The organism is Robiginitalea biformata HTCC2501, assembly GCF_000024125.1.
Lineage (GTDB): Bacteria > Bacteroidota > Bacteroidia > Flavobacteriales > Flavobacteriaceae > Robiginitalea > Robiginitalea biformata.
The window spans coordinates 2,058,333-2,076,872 of record NC_013222.1; the positions used below are offsets into that span (position 1 = coordinate 2,058,333).

General features: G+C 57.0%; 19 protein-coding genes and 1 other RNA gene. 15 read left to right on the forward strand and 5 right to left on the reverse strand.

Annotated features, from left to right (window positions below):
• The first annotated feature begins 8 nt into the window (after nucleotides 1-8).
• On the forward strand, nucleotides 9-1,304 hold the full coding sequence (locus tag RB2501_RS09235) for an MFS transporter (RefSeq protein ID WP_015754526.1): 1,296 nt from the start codon (nucleotides 9-11) through the stop codon (nucleotides 1,302-1,304).
• On the opposite strand, the gene miaE is transcribed toward RB2501_RS09235, so the two are convergent.
• The gene (gene miaE / locus RB2501_RS09240) at nucleotides 1,305-1,886 is read right to left on the reverse strand and encodes a tRNA-(ms[2]io[6]A)-hydroxylase (protein ID WP_015754527.1); all 582 of its coding nucleotides are present in this window, start codon (nucleotides 1,884-1,886) and stop codon (nucleotides 1,305-1,307) included.
• Between the two features lie 96 nt (nucleotides 1,887-1,982).
• On the opposite strand from miaE, the gene RB2501_RS15845 reads away from it, so the two are divergent.
• From RB2501_RS15845 to RB2501_RS09275, 7 genes are read left to right on the forward strand one after another with little or no spacing between them, the layout of a single operon-like run.
• Nucleotides 1,983-2,900: an EboA domain-containing protein gene (locus RB2501_RS15845; protein WP_148214329.1), complete on the forward strand. Its 918-nt coding sequence runs from the start codon at nucleotides 1,983-1,985 to the stop codon at nucleotides 2,898-2,900.
• A gap of 2 nt (nucleotides 2,901-2,902) precedes the next feature.
• Nucleotides 2,903-3,811, forward strand: a complete 909-nt coding sequence (locus tag RB2501_RS09250) for a TatD family hydrolase (RefSeq protein ID WP_015754529.1) — start codon at nucleotides 2,903-2,905, stop codon at nucleotides 3,809-3,811.
• A 1-nt stretch (nucleotide 3,812) separates the two neighbouring features.
• Complete coding sequence (gene eboC, locus RB2501_RS09255) at nucleotides 3,813-4,715, forward strand: UbiA-like protein EboC (protein ID WP_015754530.1); 903 nt, start codon at nucleotides 3,813-3,815, stop codon at nucleotides 4,713-4,715.
• Between the two features lie 12 nt (nucleotides 4,716-4,727).
• Nucleotides 4,728-5,894 carry a 3-dehydroquinate synthase gene (locus tag RB2501_RS09260; protein ID WP_015754531.1) on the forward strand — a complete coding sequence of 389 codons (1,167 nt, stop codon included), beginning with the start codon at nucleotides 4,728-4,730 and terminating at the stop codon, nucleotides 5,892-5,894.
• On the forward strand, nucleotides 5,894-7,096 hold the full coding sequence (gene eboE / locus RB2501_RS09265; protein WP_015754532.1) for a metabolite traffic protein EboE: 1,203 nt from the start codon (nucleotides 5,894-5,896) through the stop codon (nucleotides 7,094-7,096). The genes RB2501_RS09260 and eboE overlap by 1 nt, the downstream gene beginning before the upstream one ends.
• The gene (locus RB2501_RS09270) at nucleotides 7,093-8,469 is read left to right on the forward strand and encodes an alkaline phosphatase family protein (protein ID WP_015754533.1); all 1,377 of its coding nucleotides are present in this window, start codon (nucleotides 7,093-7,095) and stop codon (nucleotides 8,467-8,469) included. Before eboE ends, RB2501_RS09270 begins: the two co-directional genes overlap by 4 nt.
• A gap of 11 nt (nucleotides 8,470-8,480) precedes the next feature.
• Nucleotides 8,481-8,840, forward strand: a complete 360-nt coding sequence (locus RB2501_RS09275) for a transmembrane 220 family protein (RefSeq protein WP_041327150.1) — start codon at nucleotides 8,481-8,483, stop codon at nucleotides 8,838-8,840.
• 33 nt (nucleotides 8,841-8,873) lie between these two features.
• Here RB2501_RS09275 and RB2501_RS09280 read toward each other — a convergent pair whose 3' ends face one another.
• Nucleotides 8,874-10,736: a DNA polymerase III subunit gamma/tau gene (locus tag RB2501_RS09280; RefSeq protein WP_041327693.1), complete on the reverse strand. Its 1,863-nt coding sequence runs from the start codon at nucleotides 10,734-10,736 to the stop codon at nucleotides 8,874-8,876.
• A gap of 133 nt (nucleotides 10,737-10,869) precedes the next feature.
• Between RB2501_RS09280 and rnpB the strand changes: the two genes are divergently transcribed.
• Nucleotides 10,870-11,194, forward strand: an RNA gene (gene rnpB, locus RB2501_RS15920) — RNase P RNA component class A.
• Here rnpB and RB2501_RS09285 read toward each other — a convergent pair.
• From RB2501_RS09285 to RB2501_RS09295, 3 genes are read right to left on the reverse strand one after another with little or no spacing between them, the layout of a single operon-like run.
• Nucleotides 11,192-11,734, reverse strand: a complete 543-nt coding sequence (locus RB2501_RS09285; protein ID WP_015754536.1) for an RsmD family RNA methyltransferase — start codon at nucleotides 11,732-11,734, stop codon at nucleotides 11,192-11,194. The genes rnpB and RB2501_RS09285 overlap by 3 nt on opposite strands.
• Complete coding sequence (locus tag RB2501_RS09290; RefSeq protein ID WP_015754537.1) at nucleotides 11,731-12,564, reverse strand: DUF3822 family protein; 834 nt, start codon at nucleotides 12,562-12,564, stop codon at nucleotides 11,731-11,733. The genes RB2501_RS09285 and RB2501_RS09290 overlap by 4 nt, the downstream gene beginning before the upstream one ends.
• Nucleotides 12,542-13,192, reverse strand: a complete 651-nt coding sequence (locus RB2501_RS09295) for a hypothetical protein (protein WP_015754538.1) — start codon at nucleotides 13,190-13,192, stop codon at nucleotides 12,542-12,544. The genes RB2501_RS09290 and RB2501_RS09295 overlap by 23 nt, the downstream gene beginning before the upstream one ends.
• A 103-nt stretch (nucleotides 13,193-13,295) precedes the next feature.
• On the opposite strand from RB2501_RS09295, the gene RB2501_RS09300 reads away from it, so the two are divergent.
• The 6 genes from RB2501_RS09300 to RB2501_RS09325 are packed head-to-tail and all read left to right on the forward strand — an operon-like array spanning nucleotide 13,296 to nucleotide 18,505.
• Nucleotides 13,296-14,735, forward strand: coding sequence for an ATP-dependent DNA helicase (locus RB2501_RS09300; RefSeq protein WP_015754539.1), 1,440 nt, complete (start codon nucleotides 13,296-13,298; stop codon nucleotides 14,733-14,735).
• Between the two features lie 31 nt (nucleotides 14,736-14,766).
• On the forward strand, nucleotides 14,767-15,330 hold the full coding sequence (locus RB2501_RS09305) for a DUF4126 domain-containing protein (protein ID WP_015754540.1): 564 nt from the start codon (nucleotides 14,767-14,769) through the stop codon (nucleotides 15,328-15,330).
• Between the two features lie 55 nt (nucleotides 15,331-15,385).
• Complete coding sequence (gene kdsB / locus RB2501_RS09310) at nucleotides 15,386-16,114, forward strand: 3-deoxy-manno-octulosonate cytidylyltransferase (protein ID WP_015754541.1); 729 nt, start codon at nucleotides 15,386-15,388, stop codon at nucleotides 16,112-16,114.
• Nucleotides 16,105-16,806 (forward strand): HAD family hydrolase, encoded by a 702-nt coding sequence (locus tag RB2501_RS09315; RefSeq protein ID WP_015754542.1) that lies wholly within the window; start codon nucleotides 16,105-16,107, stop codon nucleotides 16,804-16,806. Before kdsB ends, RB2501_RS09315 begins: the two co-directional genes overlap by 10 nt.
• 8 nt (nucleotides 16,807-16,814) lie before the next feature.
• On the forward strand, nucleotides 16,815-17,939 hold the full coding sequence (locus RB2501_RS09320; protein ID WP_015754543.1) for an iron-containing alcohol dehydrogenase family protein: 1,125 nt from the start codon (nucleotides 16,815-16,817) through the stop codon (nucleotides 17,937-17,939).
• 20 nt (nucleotides 17,940-17,959) lie between these two features.
• Complete coding sequence (locus RB2501_RS09325) at nucleotides 17,960-18,505, forward strand: lysophospholipid acyltransferase family protein (RefSeq protein ID WP_015754544.1); 546 nt, start codon at nucleotides 17,960-17,962, stop codon at nucleotides 18,503-18,505.
• Nucleotides 18,506-18,540 lie beyond the last annotated feature (35 nt).

The following is an 18,540-nucleotide window of genomic DNA, read 5'->3' on the forward strand; positions in this document are numbered from 1 at the left end:
AACAGCAATTGGCACAGGCAGAGGAGATTTACCGGTTTATAACGGAAGAAGGGGAAGAGCGGTCCTGCAGTGCGATCAGCGAGGTGCACTGCACGGATGTCCCCGGGAATTTCCTGAAGAATGCCCTGAGCGGCTTCTGTTCGAAACTCGCCGAGCAGTTGGTCAGCCCGGGGGTTACCCTGCCCTGGATGATTTCGCTCTTTGGAGGCGGTATGGGAATTTCCGGTATGCTGGTCCCGCTGAAAAACCTCGGCAGCCTCCTGCCGCAATTATTTGTATCCGGCAGGATTCGGAACTACCCCAGGCGAAAGTATTTTTGGGCTTTTCCGGCTTTTTTCCAGGCGTTGGCCATCCTGCTGATCGGGGGTGCTTTCTGGAAACTGGAAGGCGGGATGATGGCGGCGGCTGTAGCCGTACTGCTCCTGTTGTTCAGCATCGCCAGCGGGGTGGCATCGGTTGCCTATAAGGACGTCATGGGAAAAACGATTCCCAAGGGCAGGCGGGGCCGGCTGCTGGCCACGCGGGCAACCGGAGGGGGGGTGCTTACCCTGGCCTTTGGACTCGTCCTGTTTTTCTTTCTCAGGGATATGCAGGCGTCGTGGACGGTGGCCCTGTTGATTGTCGGGGCGTCCCTGCTCTGGGTACTTGCCGGGCTGGCATTTCTGTGGATTGATGAGGCGGCGGGTGCCACGGAAGGCGGGAGAACCCCCTTTCAGGAATTTCGCGCTGGCTGGAAAGTCCTGCGCAAAGACCGGAACCTCGTCAATTTTATCCTCTCGAGGGCTTTTTTGATGGCCATTCCGCTGGCCCAGCCGTATTTTGTGGTCATCGGCAGGGAGTACACGGATGCCGACTTGTCGGGCCTGGGCCTGTTTGTTATTGCCGCCGGCCTGGCAGCCCTGATATCCAGCCCGCTCTGGGGGAAATTGGCCGATCGCTCCTCCCGCGGGCTGATGGTTGGCATGGCGCTTTTGGGCATCCTGAATTGCGGCCTGGTGGCCGGCTTTACGTATTTGCCGGAGGGGAGCCGGAGTATTTACCTGTTTGCCCCGTTGATCCTGATGAACATGATGGCCCACGGCGGCGCCCGACTAAGCCGCAAAACATACCTGACCGACTATGCGCCCGAAGAAGATCGCCCGCTTTATGTGGCACTTGCCAACACGCTGATTGGAATTTTCACCCTGGCGGCTGCAGGGATCGGGTTTTTATCCGAATGGTTCGGCCCCCTGTTTTTACTGGCGTTTTTATCCGGGATGCTGCTGCTGAGTATTTTCTTCAGCCGGAGGCTGGAGGAAACCTGATCAGCCGTGGACGGTTTCCCGGTTCCCGAGCCCTTTGACGATTTCCGCCTCGTAGGCCAGCAGGTCTTCCCATTTTTGGTCTACTTCCGCCCGGTTGCCGTATTTCCTGGCAAATTTCAGGAATAAGGTGTAGTGCCCCGCTTCGCTTACCATGAGCTTGCGATAAAATTCCGCCAGGTCCGGATCCTTGAGTTGTTCGGAGAGTAAACGGAAGCGCTCGCAACTCCTGGCCTCGATCAGCGCTGCGTAGAGCAGGCGGTGAACCAGTTTGGTCTCCCGGCTGCCGCCTTTTGGAAAGAACTTCATCAATTCCACCACATAATCGTCCCGCCGGTACCGCCCCAGGGTTTGTCCCCGGGCCAGGATCCGGTCGTGGACCATCTTGAAATGGCCCATTTCTTCCCGGGCAAGCGCTACCATTTCGGTGACGAGTTCCGGGTACTCCGGGAAGTTCACGATCAGTGAAATAGCCGTACTGGCAGCCTTTTGTTCGCAAAATGCGTGATCCGTCAGGATTTCGTCGATATTTTTTTCCACGATGTTGACCCATCGGGGGTCCGTAGGGAGTTTCAGCCCGAGCATGTCCTTCTTTTGTTGCAAAGGTACAAATCCCGAAGTGGAATTTTCACTTTCCCGAAACGGTCATCCAGTCGGGATTCTGAATAATTATAGCTACTTTTGACAGGAAGAACGCGCCGGGTTCTCCGCCAGGCGCACGAACCCGCCAACAGAATTGACTTTATGGATACGAACAACGTGTCACGGCGTTTGCGCATCCTTCTTACAGATACCCTGAAGCCCGGGCAGCTCGAGTGGCTGGATGAACGGATTGACCGTATTACCGGGGAGCCGTCCGGCAAGGACCTCTTCCTTTCCTACAGCCTGATTGGCCGGAAAATCCCCGGTTCGGGCGTGGAGCTCAATCAGGCAGCGCCATCCGCCGTCACCGATTATATCCGGGAACACGGTATCCGTTGCGACCAGCTGGCGCGGATCTACCTGCTGGCCTCTGTGCTCGAAGCGGACCCGGAGTATTTTACCCCAAAGGTTGCCACGCTCATTCAGGTGGCCGATACCGGAGAACTGGTAACCTTCCTCAGGTACCTTCCGGTTCTTCCCGCCGCCGGGGCCTTTAAGGAATCCGCTGTGGAAGCCCTCCGGACGAATATCGCAACTGTTTTCGATGCCATCGCTCTGGGGAACCCTTACCCGGTGGAGCATTTTAACCAGCAACAGTGGAACCAGATGTACCTGAAGGCCGCATTCATGGGGCGCGACCTGTTACAAATCCAAGGGGTGGGAAAGCGCGCCAACGCCGAGCTCGCCCGGATCATTTCGGATTACGCCCATGAGCGCTGGGCCGCTTCCCGCGCGGTAGACCCGCAGATCTGGCGCCCCGTGGGGCCTTTCCTGGAGGGGCCGCTGATAGGGGATATGCAGCGATTGCTGGACAGCCCGGACATCCGGGAACAACAGGCGGGGTACCTGTGTTGCCGGGCTTCCGATTCAGAAGCGGCCGGTAAACTCATCGACGGACACCCCGTGGAAAAGAAGTATGAAGCCAATCCATTTGATTGGCGCGATATAAAAGCATAAAAATGCAAGATAACCTCCGATTTATTGACCCGCACGTCCACATGACCTCCCGGACGACGGACGATTACGAAGCCATGGCTGCCGCCGGGGTGGTGGCCCTGATCGAACCGGCCTTCTGGCTCGGACAGCCGAGGACCCAGGTGGGGTCGTTCCAGGATTATTTCAGCAGCCTGGTGGGCTGGGAGCCATTCCGGGCCAGCCAGTTCGGGATCAAACACTACTGTACCATCGGCCTGAACTCCAAGGAGGCTAACAACGAGCCGCTGGCAGAAGCCGTCATGGAGCTGCTCCCGCTTTACCTGACCAAGGAAAATGTGGTGGCCGTGGGCGAGATTGGCTATGACGACCAGACACCTGCCGAAGACCGGTTTTTTCGTGCCCAGCTGGAGCTGGCAAAGGAAATGGGGATGAGCGTACAGGTCCATACGCCGCACCGGGATAAAAAATCGGGTACCATCCGGAGCATGGAGGTGTGCCTGGAACACGGATTGGACCCGTCGGATGTCATCATCGACCACAACAACGAGGAGACCGTCCGGGAAGTCCTGGACCGCGGTTTCTGGGCTGCATTTACGATTTATCCCAAGACCAAGATGGGCAATGAACGCATGGTGGAGGTGATTAAACAATACGGGAGCGAGCGGATCCTGGTCAACAGTTCCGCAGACTGGGGGGTGAGCGATCCGCTGGCCGTCCCCAAAACGGCTTCCCTGATGCTTCGCAATGGAATTGCCCGTGAAGACGTGGAACGCAGCTGTTACGGAAACGCCCTGGCAGCATTCGGGAAGAACAGTACGATGAGCGAATCGGACTGGACCGGGGCCGGGGGCATCGACCAGCGCAAACTCTTCAATGACAACAGCGTCCTCCGCGGGCAGCAACCCCGGGTAGACTCCGACCAGATACAATAAGATGGGCAAAAGTGCCTTTTACGGGTACCTGCAGCTTATGCGGCCCCCCAACCTGCCGACGGCAGCCGCGGATATACTTGCCGGCGGGGCCATTGCAGGGGTTTATTCCCAATTGTTTGCTTCCCAGGAAGGGCCGGCACCCTGGCTCGTCCTCCTGACATTGGTTACTGCTTCCATCCTGCTTTATGCCGGGGGCGTAGTCCTCAACGATGTCTTCGATGCGCAACTCGATGCGCAGGAACGCCCGGAGCGGCCGATTCCCAGTGGGGTCATTCCCAGATCCCGGGCAGCGGTTTTTGGCGCTTCGCTGCTTTTCCTCGGCGTACTGGCAGCATCCCTGGTCCGCCTTGAGAGCGGCTATATCGCAGCCTTGCTGGCGATAGCCATCCTGGTTTACGATGCCTATGCAAAAAAATTCAGCTTTCTGGGGCCCTTGCTGATGGGTACTTGCAGGAGCCTGAACCTCTGGTTGGGGATCAGTATTTTACCCATAACCGGACAGGGGGCGTACCTCTGGGTGCCCCTGCTTTACATCTTTGCCGTTACCACGGTGAGCAGGGGGGAGGTATATGGGGGAAACAAAAAAGCCTTGATAGCCGCAGCCGGGATGTACGCAATTGCCATTTTCGGCGTTGGAATACTAGTCGGAGTACAGACCACCCGTTTTTGGTTTGCCCTGCCGTTCCTCCTGTTGCTCTGCCTGATGGTATTCAGGCCGTTATGGCGGGCCTACCAGATCAACCAGCCGGCGGAAATCCGGGGGGCGGTCAAAGGAGGCGTCCTGGGGATCGTTGCACTGGATGCCGCCTGGGCAGCGGGGTATGCCGGGCTCTGGCCCGCGGTGCTGATCCTGGCTTTACTGCCGGTGGCGCGATTGCTGGCGGCCCGGTTTGCAGTCACTTAAGTGAAGAGATCAATGGACAGACAGATAGAAAAAACATTCAATGTGCCCTTCCGGCACCGCCTCCTTTTCACCCGGGGGGTGTTCAATCCGGAGAACCAACTCCTGGCCGACCTGTTGCACGCCTACCGGCCCGGGGTGTCGGTCAAAACCCTGTTTGTCCTGGACAGCGGGGTGCAAAAGGCCCATCCCGGGCTTGAAAATGCCATTCAGACGTACTGCGGGAAGTATCCTGAACAAATGAAATGCGCGGATGTATTGGTGGTCCCGGGAGGAGAATCCGCAAAGAATTCAGAAGGCCCAACCAACCGGGTGCTCAAAGCGATCGAAAACCATGGGATCTGCCGCCATTCAGTGGTAGTGGCCATTGGGGGCGGTGCGGTTATCGATATGGCGGGGTATGCCGCCGCCATCGCCCACCGCGGGGTCCAGCTCATCCGCATCCCCACCACGGTACTGGCCCAGAACGACGCCGCCGTTGGGGTGAAGAACGGGATCAACTTTTACGGGAAAAAGAATTTCCTGGGCACCTTTGCCGTCCCCCAGGCCATCATCAATGACCGGGACTTCCTGGAAACCCTGGAGGACCGCGACTGGATAGCCGGTTCGGCCGAAGCGGTAAAGGTAGCCCTGATCAAAGACGCTCCGTTTTTTGAATTTCTGGAGCGGGAAGCCCAGGCGCTGCGCCGAAGGGATCCTGGCCCCATGCAGGAGCTGATCTTCCGGTGTGCGGAACTGCACATGGAACATATTGCAGGTGGGGGGGACCCCTTTGAGGCGGGCTCTTCCCGTCCGCTCGATTTCGGGCACTGGTCGGCCCACAAACTCGAACACCTGACCGGGTACGGGCTGCGCCACGGGGAAGCCGTTGCCCTGGGGATGGCCCTGGACGTGCGTTACAGCCACCGGTTGGGGATGCTCGAGCCCCGGGAAACCCAGCGCATCCTGGATTTGCTCACAAACCTGGGCTTCGACCTGCACCTCCCGGACCTGGGACCCGACGGCTCCCAAAACTTGTTGCAGGGCCTGGAGGAATTCCGGGAACACCTGGGGGGCGTGCTGACCATCACGCTGCTGGAAGGTATCGGCCGGAAGCGGGACGTGCATGAAATCGACCGGGATATTATGGCGGCAGCTATTGCCGAAATGCAACCTGGAAAAACAGCAAACAAGGCTTCCTGATGCTCCTGCGCAATACCTTCCATACCACCTATTGTACGAACATCCACCCGGGAGGGGACTGGAAGGAGACCTTCGGGGCGCTGGAAGACCATCTGGAAGCGATCCGGGGCAATGTAAGCCCCAGGCAACCATTTGGCCTGGGGCTGAGGCTCTCCGACCAGGCGAGCAGGGAGCTCGACGCGGGCAATCGCCTGGCCGATTTCAAGGCATGGCTGGACGCCCGGGATATCTATGTCTTTACCATGAATGGCTTCCCTTTTGGAGCCTTCCACGGCACAGCAGTTAAGGACCGGGTCCACGAGCCGGACTGGACCACCCGGGAACGCCTGGATTACACGCTCCGGTTGTTCCGGCAACTGGAATTCCTGGCGGGGGAGGGGCGCGAAGCCGGTATTTCCACCTCTCCTGTCAGTTACCGGCATTGGTTTCGGTCGCCTGCGGAGAAATCGGATGCCCTCAGGGCAGGTGCCCGGAACATGGCCCGGGTAGCCGCGGCCCTGTACAGCAGGGAGCGGGACACGGGTGTTTACCTGCACCTGGACATTGAACCGGAACCCGACGGCCTGCTGGAGAACACCCGGGAGGTCCTGGATTTCTACCGGGACTATCTGATACCGGAAGGGGCGGCCTATCTGGAAACCGAGTTGGGTCTGGATACCGCCACTGCCCGGGAAGCTGTACTCCGGCACATCACCATTTGTTATGACATCTGCCATTTTGCCCTGGCCTACGAAGGCCCGGAACACGTGTTTGGCCTATTGGGTAAGGCAGGGATCCGCGTGGGGAAAATACAGGTCAGTGCAGCCCTCAGGATTCGCCCTGACGGGGCCGGCCGGGATATGGCTTTGAGGACCCTGGCGGAATTTGACGAACCGGTGTACCTGCACCAGGTAACCCGCAGGACCCCGGAGGGCGTGGAAACCTGGCCGGACCTGCCGGAATTATTGCAAGACCCGCCGGAATTTGAGGAGTTGCGCGCCCATTTCCACGTCCCGATATTTGCGGAGGGTTACGGGGCCCTGGGCGCCACCCAGCGGGAAATCCTGGAAGTCCTGGAATACCTGGTGGAACACCCGGATGCCTGCCGGCACCTGGAAGTGGAAACCTATACCTGGGATGTATTGCCCGACGGCCTGAAATCCACCCTGTCAGAATCTATTTCCAGGGAACTCGGCTGGCTGAGAAAAGCGTTGAAAGCATGAAAAAAACAGTCGTAATCAATGCCGTCGGCCTGACGCGCCGCCTGATTGGCCCGGACACCCCGAGGATTCGGGAATTTTTGGCCTCCGGCCAGTCCCGGGATATCGCCCCGGTGCTGCCGGCAGTGACCTGTTCCGCCCAATCTACCTACCTGACGGGGAAAATGCCTTCAGATCACGGGATTGTCGGGAATGGATGGTTTTTCAAAGAAGAGCTGGAGGTCAAATTCTGGCGGCAGTCGAACCGGCTGGTGCAGTCCCCGAAGATCTGGGACCGGCTCAAAGCCGAAGATCCGGGATTTACCTGTGCCAATATGTTTTGGTGGTACAACATGTATTCGAGCGTTGACTACAGCGTCACCCCGCGGCCCAATTACCTGGCCGACGGACGAAAAATCCCGGATATCTACAGCCACCCGGCCAGTCTCCGCGACGACCTGCAGGAGCGATTCGGGCAGTTTCCGCTGTTTAAATTCTGGGGTCCCATGGCGGGGATCGACTCAACGCGGTGGATCGCCGATGCCTGTATCCACACGGACCAATCCTACAATCCGACCCTCACGCTGATCTATCTGCCGCACCTGGACTACAACTTGCAACGCCTGGGGCCCGACCCGGAACAAATCGGGCCCGACCTCCAAGCCCTGGACCACGAAGTGGGACGCCTCCTGGACCATTACGGCCCGCAGGAAGTGCAGATGGTGATACTTTCCGAATACGGTATTACACCGGTTAGCCAACCGGTCCACCTGAACCGCATGCTGCGTAAAAACGGGCTGATAGCCATTCGTGAAGAACGGGGCCTTGAGCTGCTGGATGCCGGGGCCAGTGAGGCGTTTGCAGTAGCGGACCACCAGGTGGCCCACATCTATGTGAAAGACCGGGACCGGATCGGGGAGGTCCGGGATCTCGTAGCGGCCACCCCGGGAGTGGAACGGGTCCTGGAAGGTGCTTCCAGACGTGAAGCCGGACTGGACCACGAACGCGCCGGCGACCTGATTGCCGTGGCCGGCCCCGATGCCTGGTTTACCTATTACTTTTGGCTGGACGATGCCAGGGCCCCGGATTACGCCCGGATGGTAGACATACACAAGAAGCCCGGTTACGACCCGGTGGAACTGATGACAGACCCTTCGGATCCGCTGGTAAAACTGAAAATTCTCCGGAAGCTGGCTGGTAAAAAGCTGGGGTTCCGTTCGGTACTCGACGTGATTCCCCTGAAAGCCGAACTGATTCGCGGTTCCCATGGCCGGATTCCCGAAGATCCCGCAGATTATCCTATTTTTATATGTAATAACAAGGGCCCGCTGCCGGATAGCCCGATAGCCCCCACCGAGGTGTACGGAGAATTGTACCGGCTGGTTAAGGGCCTGTAAACCAACCAACCATGCAACAAGCTTTAAAAATATTTGCCATCGTAATGGCTGTCCTTTTTGCCTGGGCGGCCTATGTTCAGATTAACGACCCCGATTCGGGTATCTGGATTGCCGTTTACGGGGCGGCTGCCCTGGGATCCCTGCTTTTTGCACTCGGGAAACTCCCTTCCTGGCTCGGGCTGATAATGGGGATCGCCTTTCTTGCGGGCGCCTTCCTTTCCTGGCCGGACACCTATGAAGGGGTGCGTTTCGGGGAGCGGAAAATGGCCAACCTGAATATTGAATTGGGTCGGGAGTCCCTGGGTTTGGGGATTACGGCCCTTATTTTCTTCCTGTACAGCTGGCGCTCCAGGGGCCGGCGCATTTCCTAGGAAATTGCCCGGAAGGGAAATACAATCAAACGCTTACAGTTCCAGGTCGAAGGTCTTTCGCAGCAGGTCGATAGCAGGGTTCTTTTCCCGGAGTTTCTGATATTTTTCCTCCGGGGTGAAGGCGAATTGTTTTGCCGTTTCTTCGTTTACGGTAATTTTCAACTGGATGTGGTGGTTGTTCAGCTGCGTCCGCAAAAAGTCCATGAGCTCGAACTGATCCCGTTCCACTTCTTTTTTCATGGTGCTGTTTGGCAATTCGATCCATATCACATGATCGCCGATTAATTTGGGCAAATCGGTTCCCAGGCTGGCTGCCAGTATTTTGCGCCCGCGTTTTTCCGTCTGTTCGGCAAACTCTTTCCAGAGGGCCTGCAATTCGCTTTCTTCGAAAGGGTCCCGGGGCAGGTCTTCCGGGTTGGGGGCTGCATGGTGTCGCGATGCCTTGTGTGCTTTTTTTGCCCGGATACTGGAAAGCGACAAGCCCGAAACTTTCTGGCCGGACTTTTTTTTGCCGACGGGCAGGGTCGGCGCTGGGGTCTCTTTCGGTCCGGCAGGAGCACTCGTCTCTTTTTGATTATCCGGGGATTGCGATTGCTCGGCTCCTTCCGGTTCCCGGATGTCCTTTGATTCCGGCATGTCCTTTGATTCCGGGATGCTTTCCGTTGTCTGATGGGCACTTCCCACTGTTTCAGGGGAACTTTCCGCCCCTTCCTGGGCACCCGCCGCCGGTTTCGAGGTGCTTTCCGGTTCCGAGACTGTTTCCGGGGGAGGCGTTTGGTTGTGGAAAGCTGCCGCCGGGATCAACCAGGCGTCTTCCCCGTTACGGGCCTTTTTTTTTTGACGCTGTGTCAGGGAGGCCAGTTTCATCAGGCAGAGTTCCACCAACAGACGGTGGTTCTTGCTGGTTTTGTAGTCCAGGTCGCACTGGTTGGCCAGGTCCAGGGCGGCGAGCAGGAATTCCCCGCTGCAGTGGCTGGCTTGCTCCAGATACCGCTGGCGGACGCTTTCGCTGGTTTCCAGCAGGGCAACCGTTTCCTGGCTGGTGCAGACCATCAAATCCCGGAAATGGGAGGCCAGGCCATTGATATAATGGTGGCCCTCAAAGCCCTGGGCCAGTATTTCGTTAAAGTAGATGAGCAGGGCGGGGATGTCGCCCTTGAGGATGTGGTCGGTACTTTCAAAATACACATCCACATCCAGGACGTTCAGGTTCTCCGCTACGGCTTTGCGCGTGAGTTTGTTTCCCGCAAAGCTCACCACCCTGTCGAATATGGATAGGGCATCCCGCATGGCCCCGTCCGCTTTTTGGGCAATCATGTGCAGCGCTTCCTCGTCAGCCTCAATACCTTGTTGTTCAGCGATATATTTCAGGTAGGACGCGGCATCCCCCACAGTGATCCGCCGGAAATCGAATATCTGGCAGCGCGAGAGGATCGTCGGGATGATTTTGTGTTTCTCTGTGGTCGCCAGGATAAAGATCGCGTGGCGGGGCGGCTCTTCCAGGGTTTTCAAAAAGGCGTTGAAGGCTGCCTGGGAGAGCATGTGCACCTCATCGATGATATACACCTTGTACTTTCCCACCTGTGGCGGAATCCGTACCTGGTCAATGAGGTTCCGGATATCGTCTACCGAATTGTTGGAGGCGGCGTCGAGTTCAAAGATATTGAAGGCAAAATCCTCCCCGTCCCGTTGATTCCCGTCCTCGTTGATTTTCTTGGCCAGGATCCGGGCGCAGGTGGTTTTACCGACCCCACGGGGCCCGCAGAATAAAAGCGCCTGAGCCAGATGATCGTTTTCAATGGCGTTCAGCAGCGTGCGCGTAATGGCTTGCTGGCCCACCACGTCCTCGAACTGCTGGGGTCTGTACTTTCGGGCTGATACGATAAATGGTTCCATTCGAATGGGGCGGCGACCGGTGTATTCCGGCATGGTACCGCATTAACACAAATATAGGGATCGGGTGCCTAATTCGATAATTCCCGGGGGGATGTCCCCCGGTTTTTATTAACAAATGCGGTATCTTTACAGGCGAGCAGGCCGGCTTATCGCTCTTTGCGGATGCAGGGGGAGGAAAGTCCGGACACCACAGTGCAGCATAGCGGGTAACACCCGTCCCCCGACGGGCCCTGCCCGGTCGGGGAGGACCAGTGCAACAGAAAGTATGTACAGTTCGGCTGTAGTGAAATCATGTAAACTCTATGCGGTGAAACGCCATGTAGTCCAGCGACCGAGGGCGGCACGTCCGAGCTGGCGGGTAGGCGGATCGAACCCGGGGGCAACCCCGGGTCCAGATAAATGATAAGCGCCCCGGGCAACCGGGGAGACAGAATCCGGCTTACAGGCCTGCTTTTTTATATTCCCCTGAAAAAACTGAAAACTGTGCCCCCGTATCGGCGGGCCTGTTCAAATGCGTCCAGGTGGGACAAGTCGGTTTCCCGGGTATGTTCCAGAATCAGGAGGCCCTCCGGGGCGAGCAGTTGCCGGTCCATAACTTCCTGTACAAGTTCCTCCAGTTCGCCGGGATTCATGTCGTAGGGCGGGTCCCCGAAAACCAGGTCGAATTTCAGGGCAGTTTGTCGCAGATACGCCAGGCAGTCAGACCGAACGGCATGGATGGGCATGTCCAGTTCCGCAGCCGTTTTTCGGATAAAAGCCACGCAGCCGGCGTCGGCATCTACAGCCGTAATGGTCTCCCCGCCACGGGAAGCGCTTTCATAGCTGATGTTCCCTGTTCCGGCATAGAGGTCCAGGACATGGGCCCGGGGCCAGTCCATCTCCGCAGCCAGGATATTGAAAAGGGCTTCTTTGGCCCGGTCCGTGGTGGGGCGGACGGGTAATTTCCGAGGGGCCCGGATGCGTCGTCCCCGATGCGTGCCAGAGATTATCCGGATCATAGCGAATTGATCAGGGTGAAATCGATATCTTCCTCGGAACCGACGGTGGCATAGGGCTCCCCGGAGGGTACGAAAATGGAGATATTCTCGATGTAACGGGCGGCCAGGTCGTACGTGGCATCCCCCGCCTCGATCTCGCCGAGGAAACGGAGTTTGATCGTCGCCGGGTCCAACCCGAGTTGCTCGATCGCGAAGAGGAGGTAGTACATTATATCCTCTCCGGTCCCGACGGAAAAGCTGTTGAAATACTGCATTTTCTTCCCTGAGAATACCGTCATGTCCATTTGTCCCTCGGCCAGGTGTACATAACATATTTCCCCGGTGCCGTTGGCAGGCAGTTTCACCAGGGTTTCCAGCAAAACCGTGGCCGTATGCTTGAATTCAAATTCCCCGAAGAGGTCGTAGAGATAGTTGTTGACATTCGCAAAAGGCACATATACGTTGACGGCATCCAGCCCGTCGATGGAATCGTAATCCAGGTGGTCGGTGGGGAGGATTTTCGCATTGAATTTCAGGTAATTGGCCAGGTCGTCCCTGCTGAACAATGCCTGGGGGACGAGGCTGAACAACGCATTGCGGTGGATGGCAACCACCTCGGAGAACCGGTACTCCAAAACCCCGTTTACCCGCAGGCTTTCCCGCAGTTCCCGTTGCAGGTCGTAGGGGCTGAGTTCCTGGTTAAAACGCAGGGAATGACTTAGCGCCAGGCGTTTGCCGATGGTATCCAGGATACAAAAAGAAAGTCCATTCAGGCTGACCTGAATGGACAATTTGTAAAAACTATCTTCTTGTTGTTCCAGCCTGTTGCTATTGTTCTCCTTTTTTGTCATAAATAGGGGGCCAGTTACCGCTGGTACTCACCTTGGAAAGGGAGCCAACCGTGATTTCAGGTCCGTTAACCTCTTCGACGCTCACCTGGGCCTTTTCCCGTGCCACCAGGTCCTGGGGCTGGTCGTGCAATACGATATCCTTGGCCACTTTGGCTTCAAAGACCGGGGCGCGGTACCCGCTTTGCTCGAGCATGTCCGCCTTCATGGTAAACTGCTCATTGTTCGGGGCGTAGGGGACATTCATCATGGTCTTGTAGCGATCACCCCCTTTAAAGAGCGAATCCTTAACGGATACATACCCCAGGGTATCGATAATCTTAACCTCGCGCAGCATATCGATCTGGTAGGTCTCGTCGAATTCCATATAAGAGGAATCCCGTTGGGTGGTGATCACGTACCGGCCCGTATCTACAAACTTGACCAGGCTTTCAAAATCATTGGCATAACTCCGGTTGACGGATTTATACGCCTCCTGGGCATTCCGGATATCCTTCAGCTTTTTAATTACTTCAGCATAGCGTTCCTGTTTGACTTCTGCGAACTCAATGGGGCCGGTTACTGAACGGTATATCAGGTACCCCAGTATGATACAAACAATCCAAAGAACAATCTGAAGTATGGTTTTCATTTTTGTAAGGTGTTATTTTGATTTAGCGGTTAACGACAAATCTACGATTTTTTTTTAATCACAAAAGCGTTCCCGGCAAAAAGGTCCGTATCTTTAGCCGCCTATGGAATCCCTTACCGCCCCCGTATTTTACAGGCTTTTAGAGGAAAAATTCCCCCACGAACCCACCCGGAACCAGGAGCGTGCCCTTCGTCAGCTTTCGGACTTTATCATCGGTGCGCATACCGACAGAATTTTTTTGTTGAAAGGCTATGCCGGTACCGGGAAGACCACGCTGCTCGGTACGTTGATCACCAACCTGTGGCACAGTAAGAAAAAGGCCGTCCTGATGGCCCCAACCGGGCGTGCCGCAAAAGTGATGTCTACCTATACAAATTCCCGTGCCTACACCATCCACCGGCAGATCTACATCCCGAAGAAAGAACGGTCCGGGGGGGTGCGTTTTACCCTGGCCCCCAACCGCCACCGCAACACAATTTTCATCGTGGACGAGGCGTCCATGATCCCGGATTCCCCGGTTTCTACTGCCAAGGGGTCTGAACGCTCCCTGTTGGACGACCTGATGCAATACGTCTATTCCGGATTCCGCTGCCAGTTGGTGCTCATTGGCGACACGGCCCAGCTCCCGCCGGTTAAGCTGAGCCTCAGCCCGGCGCTGCAGGCAACGACCCTGGAACTCAACTACGATAAAACCGTCATCGAACTCGAACTGGACGAAGTGGTGCGCCAGACCCGGGATTCGGGAATCCTGATGAATGCTACCGAACTCCGGGAAGCGCTATCGGCCGACCCGGTCGGCTCTTTCCGGTTTTCCGTGGACGGTTTTCCGGACATTGTCCGCCTGACGGACGGATATGAAATCCAGGATGCCATCAACCGGGCCTTTGACGAAGGGGGGAAAGAGGAAACGGCCGTAATTGTGCGGTCCAACAAACGGGCCAACCTCTATAACGAGAACATCCGGAGCCGGCTGCTGTTTCTGGAGAATGAGCTGGCCACCGGGGATTATATGATGGTGGTCAAAAACAACTATTTCTGGTTGAAAAGCACCTCGGAAGCGGGGTTTATCGCCAACGGGGATATCATTGAAATACTGGAAATTTTTGCAATCAAAGACCTGTACGGATTCCGTTTTGCCGAGGTAAAAGTCCGGATGGTGGACTACCCGGGGCAGAAACCCTTCGAAACCGTGCTGCTGCTGGACACAATCAAGGCGGAAAGCCCGGCGCTCTCTTACGAGGACGGCAACCGGCTCTATCAGGCGGTTATGCAGGATTACGCGGGGGAGACCTCTTCCTACAAAAAGTTTCTGAGCGTTAAGAATAACCAGTATTTCAACGCGTTGCAGGTAAAATTCTCCTATGCGATCACCTGCCATAAGTCCCAGGGCGGGCAGTGGGAAACCGTTTTCGTGGAACAGCCCTTCCTGCGCGGCGAGCCGGACCGGGAATACCTGCGCTGGCTCTACACGGCTGTTACCCGGGCGCGTACCAAACTTTACCTGATCGGCTTCAGCAACGATTTTTTTGTCAATGGCGAATAACGTATTTTAGGACTCCCAGCCTCGGAATGCGATGAGTGGAGAGACGATAATCAGTATTTTTCTAGGAATCGGCCTGGCGGCTTCCACCGGCTTCCGGGTATTCCTGCCGCTGTTTGCCCTCAGCCTGGCTTCCTATAACGGCCTCTGGGAGCTCAACGAGAACTGGGAGTGGATCGGCAGCCTGGCTGCGGTCATCACCCTGGGGGTGGCAACCCTTGCAGAGCTTTTTGCCTATTTTATTCCCTGGGTGGACAACGCCCTGGATGCCCTTGCGGTACCCCTTGCGGCCCTGGCCGGGACCGCCGTGGTCGTCTCCACGGTCACCGGGGTAGACCCGGTAATTACCTGGTCGCTGGCCATCATTGCAGGGGGCGGAACGGCAACGGCCATCAAAGGTGCGGCTGCCGGCAGCCGCATGGCTTCCTCCCTTTCCACCGGTGGGCTGGCCAACCCGGCTGTAGCAGCGGTTGAGACCGGTACGGCCACCGTGCTGACCGTCGCTTCCCTGCTCGCCCCGGTAATCGGGGCTGTCCTGGTGATTGCCGTCCTGGCTTTCGTCTTCAGGATCTACCGCAAGCTGCGGCCTAAACTATAGCGCAAAACGGGCAATTAAGCGTACATTTGCTGCCCTTAAATAATAATATCAAATTGTGAAGGTAGTAGCCCTGATTCCCGCCCGATACGGCGCCTCCCGCTTCCCCGGCAAACTCATGAAAGACCTGGCCGGCAAGCCGGTAATCGTGCGTACCTACGAGGCTGCCGTTCGGACAGGTTTGTTCGATCAGGTGGTGGTGGTTACCGACAGCGAGGAAATCGGCCAGGCCGTTCGCGATGCCGGGGGTTCCGTAATCATGAGCCGGGAAACACATGAAACCGGCAGCGACCGGATTGCGGAGGCCGTCGAGGGGCTCGATGTGGATATCGCCGTAAACGTGCAGGGGGATGAACCTTTTATCGAAGGGGAAAGCCTGGCCAAGCTCCTGGAGGTTTTCCGGGATGACCCGGAGAAGACCATCGACCTGGCATCGCTGATGACCGAAATAACGGACCCGGAAGAAATCGCCAACCCGAATACCGTCAAGGTGATTACCGACCACCGGGGCTTTGCTCTGTATTTTTCGCGCGCCCCGATCCCTTTCCAGCGCGCGGAGCATCCCCGGGCCACCTACTATAAGCATAAGGGGGTGTATGCGTTCCGCAAACAGGCGCTGCTGGATTTCAGGCGGCTGCCCATGCAGCCCCTGGAAGCCGTGGAGAAAATTGAAGCCATCCGCTACCTGGAGTACGGGAAGCGGATCAAAATGGTGCAGACACGGGTCACGGGGATTGAGATCGACACCCCGGAAGACCTCGAAAAGGCAAAGGCAGCATGGACTTGAATTTCAGCAACATCACAACCATCGGCTTCGATGCCGACGATACCCTGTGGGTAAACGAAACCTATTTCCGGGAGGCGGAAGAGTATTTTGCCGGCATGTTAGAGGAATTCGAGACCCGCAATACGATCGACCAGGAGCTTTTCAAAATGGAAATGCGCAACCTGGAACTCTACGGATACGGGATCAAGGGGTTTATGCTGTCGATGATCGAGTCGGCCCTGGAATTGTCGAACAACCGGGTTTCCCAGGCAACCCTTTCCAGAATCCTGGATCTTGGAAAAAACATGATATCGCATCCGTTGGAATTACTGCAGGACGTTCCGGAAGTGCTCCGGGCCCTGCACGGAAATTACCGGCTCCTGGTGCTGACCAAGGGCGACCTGCTGGACCAGGAACGCAAATTGGAAAAGTCCGGCCTGATGCAGTATTTCCACCATGTGGAAGTGTTGAGCGACAAGAAGCCCAGGAACTACAGCCGGCTGCTTGAACATCTCGAAATAGACATCTCGGAATTCCTGATGGTAGGGAATTCCCTGAAGTCGGATGTTCTACCTATACTGGAACTGGGCGGCCGGGCCGTACATGTGCCGTTCCATACCACGTGGGCCCATGAAGAGGTGGACCCCGCAGACCATGCAGACCGGCACCTGACCCTGTCACGGCTGAACGACCTGCTGAACTATTTAAACTGATTGAAGGTATGAAAGTGGAAGGACAACCAACCAATGTCAAAGCGGCATTAGCCGGCACCAAATACCGGAATTTTCCGATGGTGCCCCGGGTGATCTACGGCAAAGGCAGCTTTGATCAATTGGGCGATATCCTGATGCCGCGCCGCAAACACGCGGAGGCACCTGTAATCTTCCTGGTGGACGACGTATTCGAGGACTCCCCCCTGGTGGGTCGGATTCCCCTCTTATTTGAAGACCAGATCATCCTGATTTCCGCCGACGAGGAGCCGAAAACCGGGCAGGTGGATGCCCTGGTGGCACAGATACGGGACAGTTTTGCATCGACGCCCTCAGGCATTGTCGGTATCGGCGGCGGCACGCTGCTGGACCTGGCCAAGGCGGTGGCCATCATGTTGAACAACCCGGGCAAGACCTCCCGCTACCAGGGGTGGGACCTGGTCGCCAAGCCGGCGGTATACCACGTGGGGATTCCCACGCTGAGCGGCACCGGTGCAGAGGTATCCCGTACGGCCGTCCTGCTGGGTCCCGACCGGAAGCTCGGCATCAATTCGGATTATACGACCTTTGACCAGGTGGTGCTGGACCCGGACCTGACCCGCGATGTTCCCAGGGAGCAGTGGTTCTTTACGGGCATGGACTGTTATATCCATTGCGTGGAGTCCCTGCAGGGAACCTACCTGAACGCTTTCAGCCAGAGTTACGGGGAAAAGGCGTTGGAATTATGCGAGGAGGTTTTCCTCGGCGACCTCCCGGAAGATGTCGGGCGTGAAAAACTGATGATGGCCTCCTGGCACGGGGGCATGAGTATTGCCTATTCGCAGGTGGGAATCGCCCATGCGCTCAGCTACGGACTGTCGTATGTGTTGGGGACGCCCCACGGCCTGGGGAACTGCCTGGTGTTCCGGCATCTGGGGGATTACTACCCGGAAGGCGTTCGCCAGTTCCAAAAAATGCTGAAAAAAAACAGGATCGATCTGCCTGAGGGGGTTTGTGCCGACCTGACGGACCACGATCTGGAGACGATGGTTCAGGTGGCCCTGGGGATGGCCCCCCTTTGGGAAAATGCCCTGGGCCCGGACTGGGAATCCCGGGTATCTCCGGAACTCATCGCCGGGATATACCGCAAAATCTAAAAACAGGCCTGCGGGCTGCCATGCGCGCCATAGCCAGAATCATTTACGAAAGAATCCTCGGTTGGAATTTGGTGGGGGAATTCCCCCAACTGGATAAATACGTGGTGGCTGTAGCTCCGCATACGAGCAACTGGGATTTTTTCATCGGGTTGCTGGTTCGGACACTGAGCGGGGTGCGGATCAACTATATTGGCAAGAAATCGCTTTTCCGCCCGCCTTTCGGCTGGTTTTTCCGCTATACGGGCGGTGCCCCCGTAGACCGTCGGAGGAACGCGGATACGGTCCGGGCCATTGCCGCCCTGTTTCGCGAGCGAGCCGAGTTCCGGCTGGGCCTCTCGCCGGAAGGGACGCGCAAACCGGTCCCCGCCTGGCGGACCGGGTTCTACTACATCGCCATGGAAGCCGGGGTCCCCATTGTATTTGCCGCCCTGGATTACGGGAAGAAGCAGGTCCGGCTCTCCGAGCCCTTCTACCCAACGGGGCAATACGCCCAAGACCTGGAAATATACCACGCCTTTTTTAGGGGCGTCCGCGGGAAGAACCCGGAAAACGGATACCCTGCCTGACTTCTCCGAGGGAAGCCCCTTACACACCGTGTGAC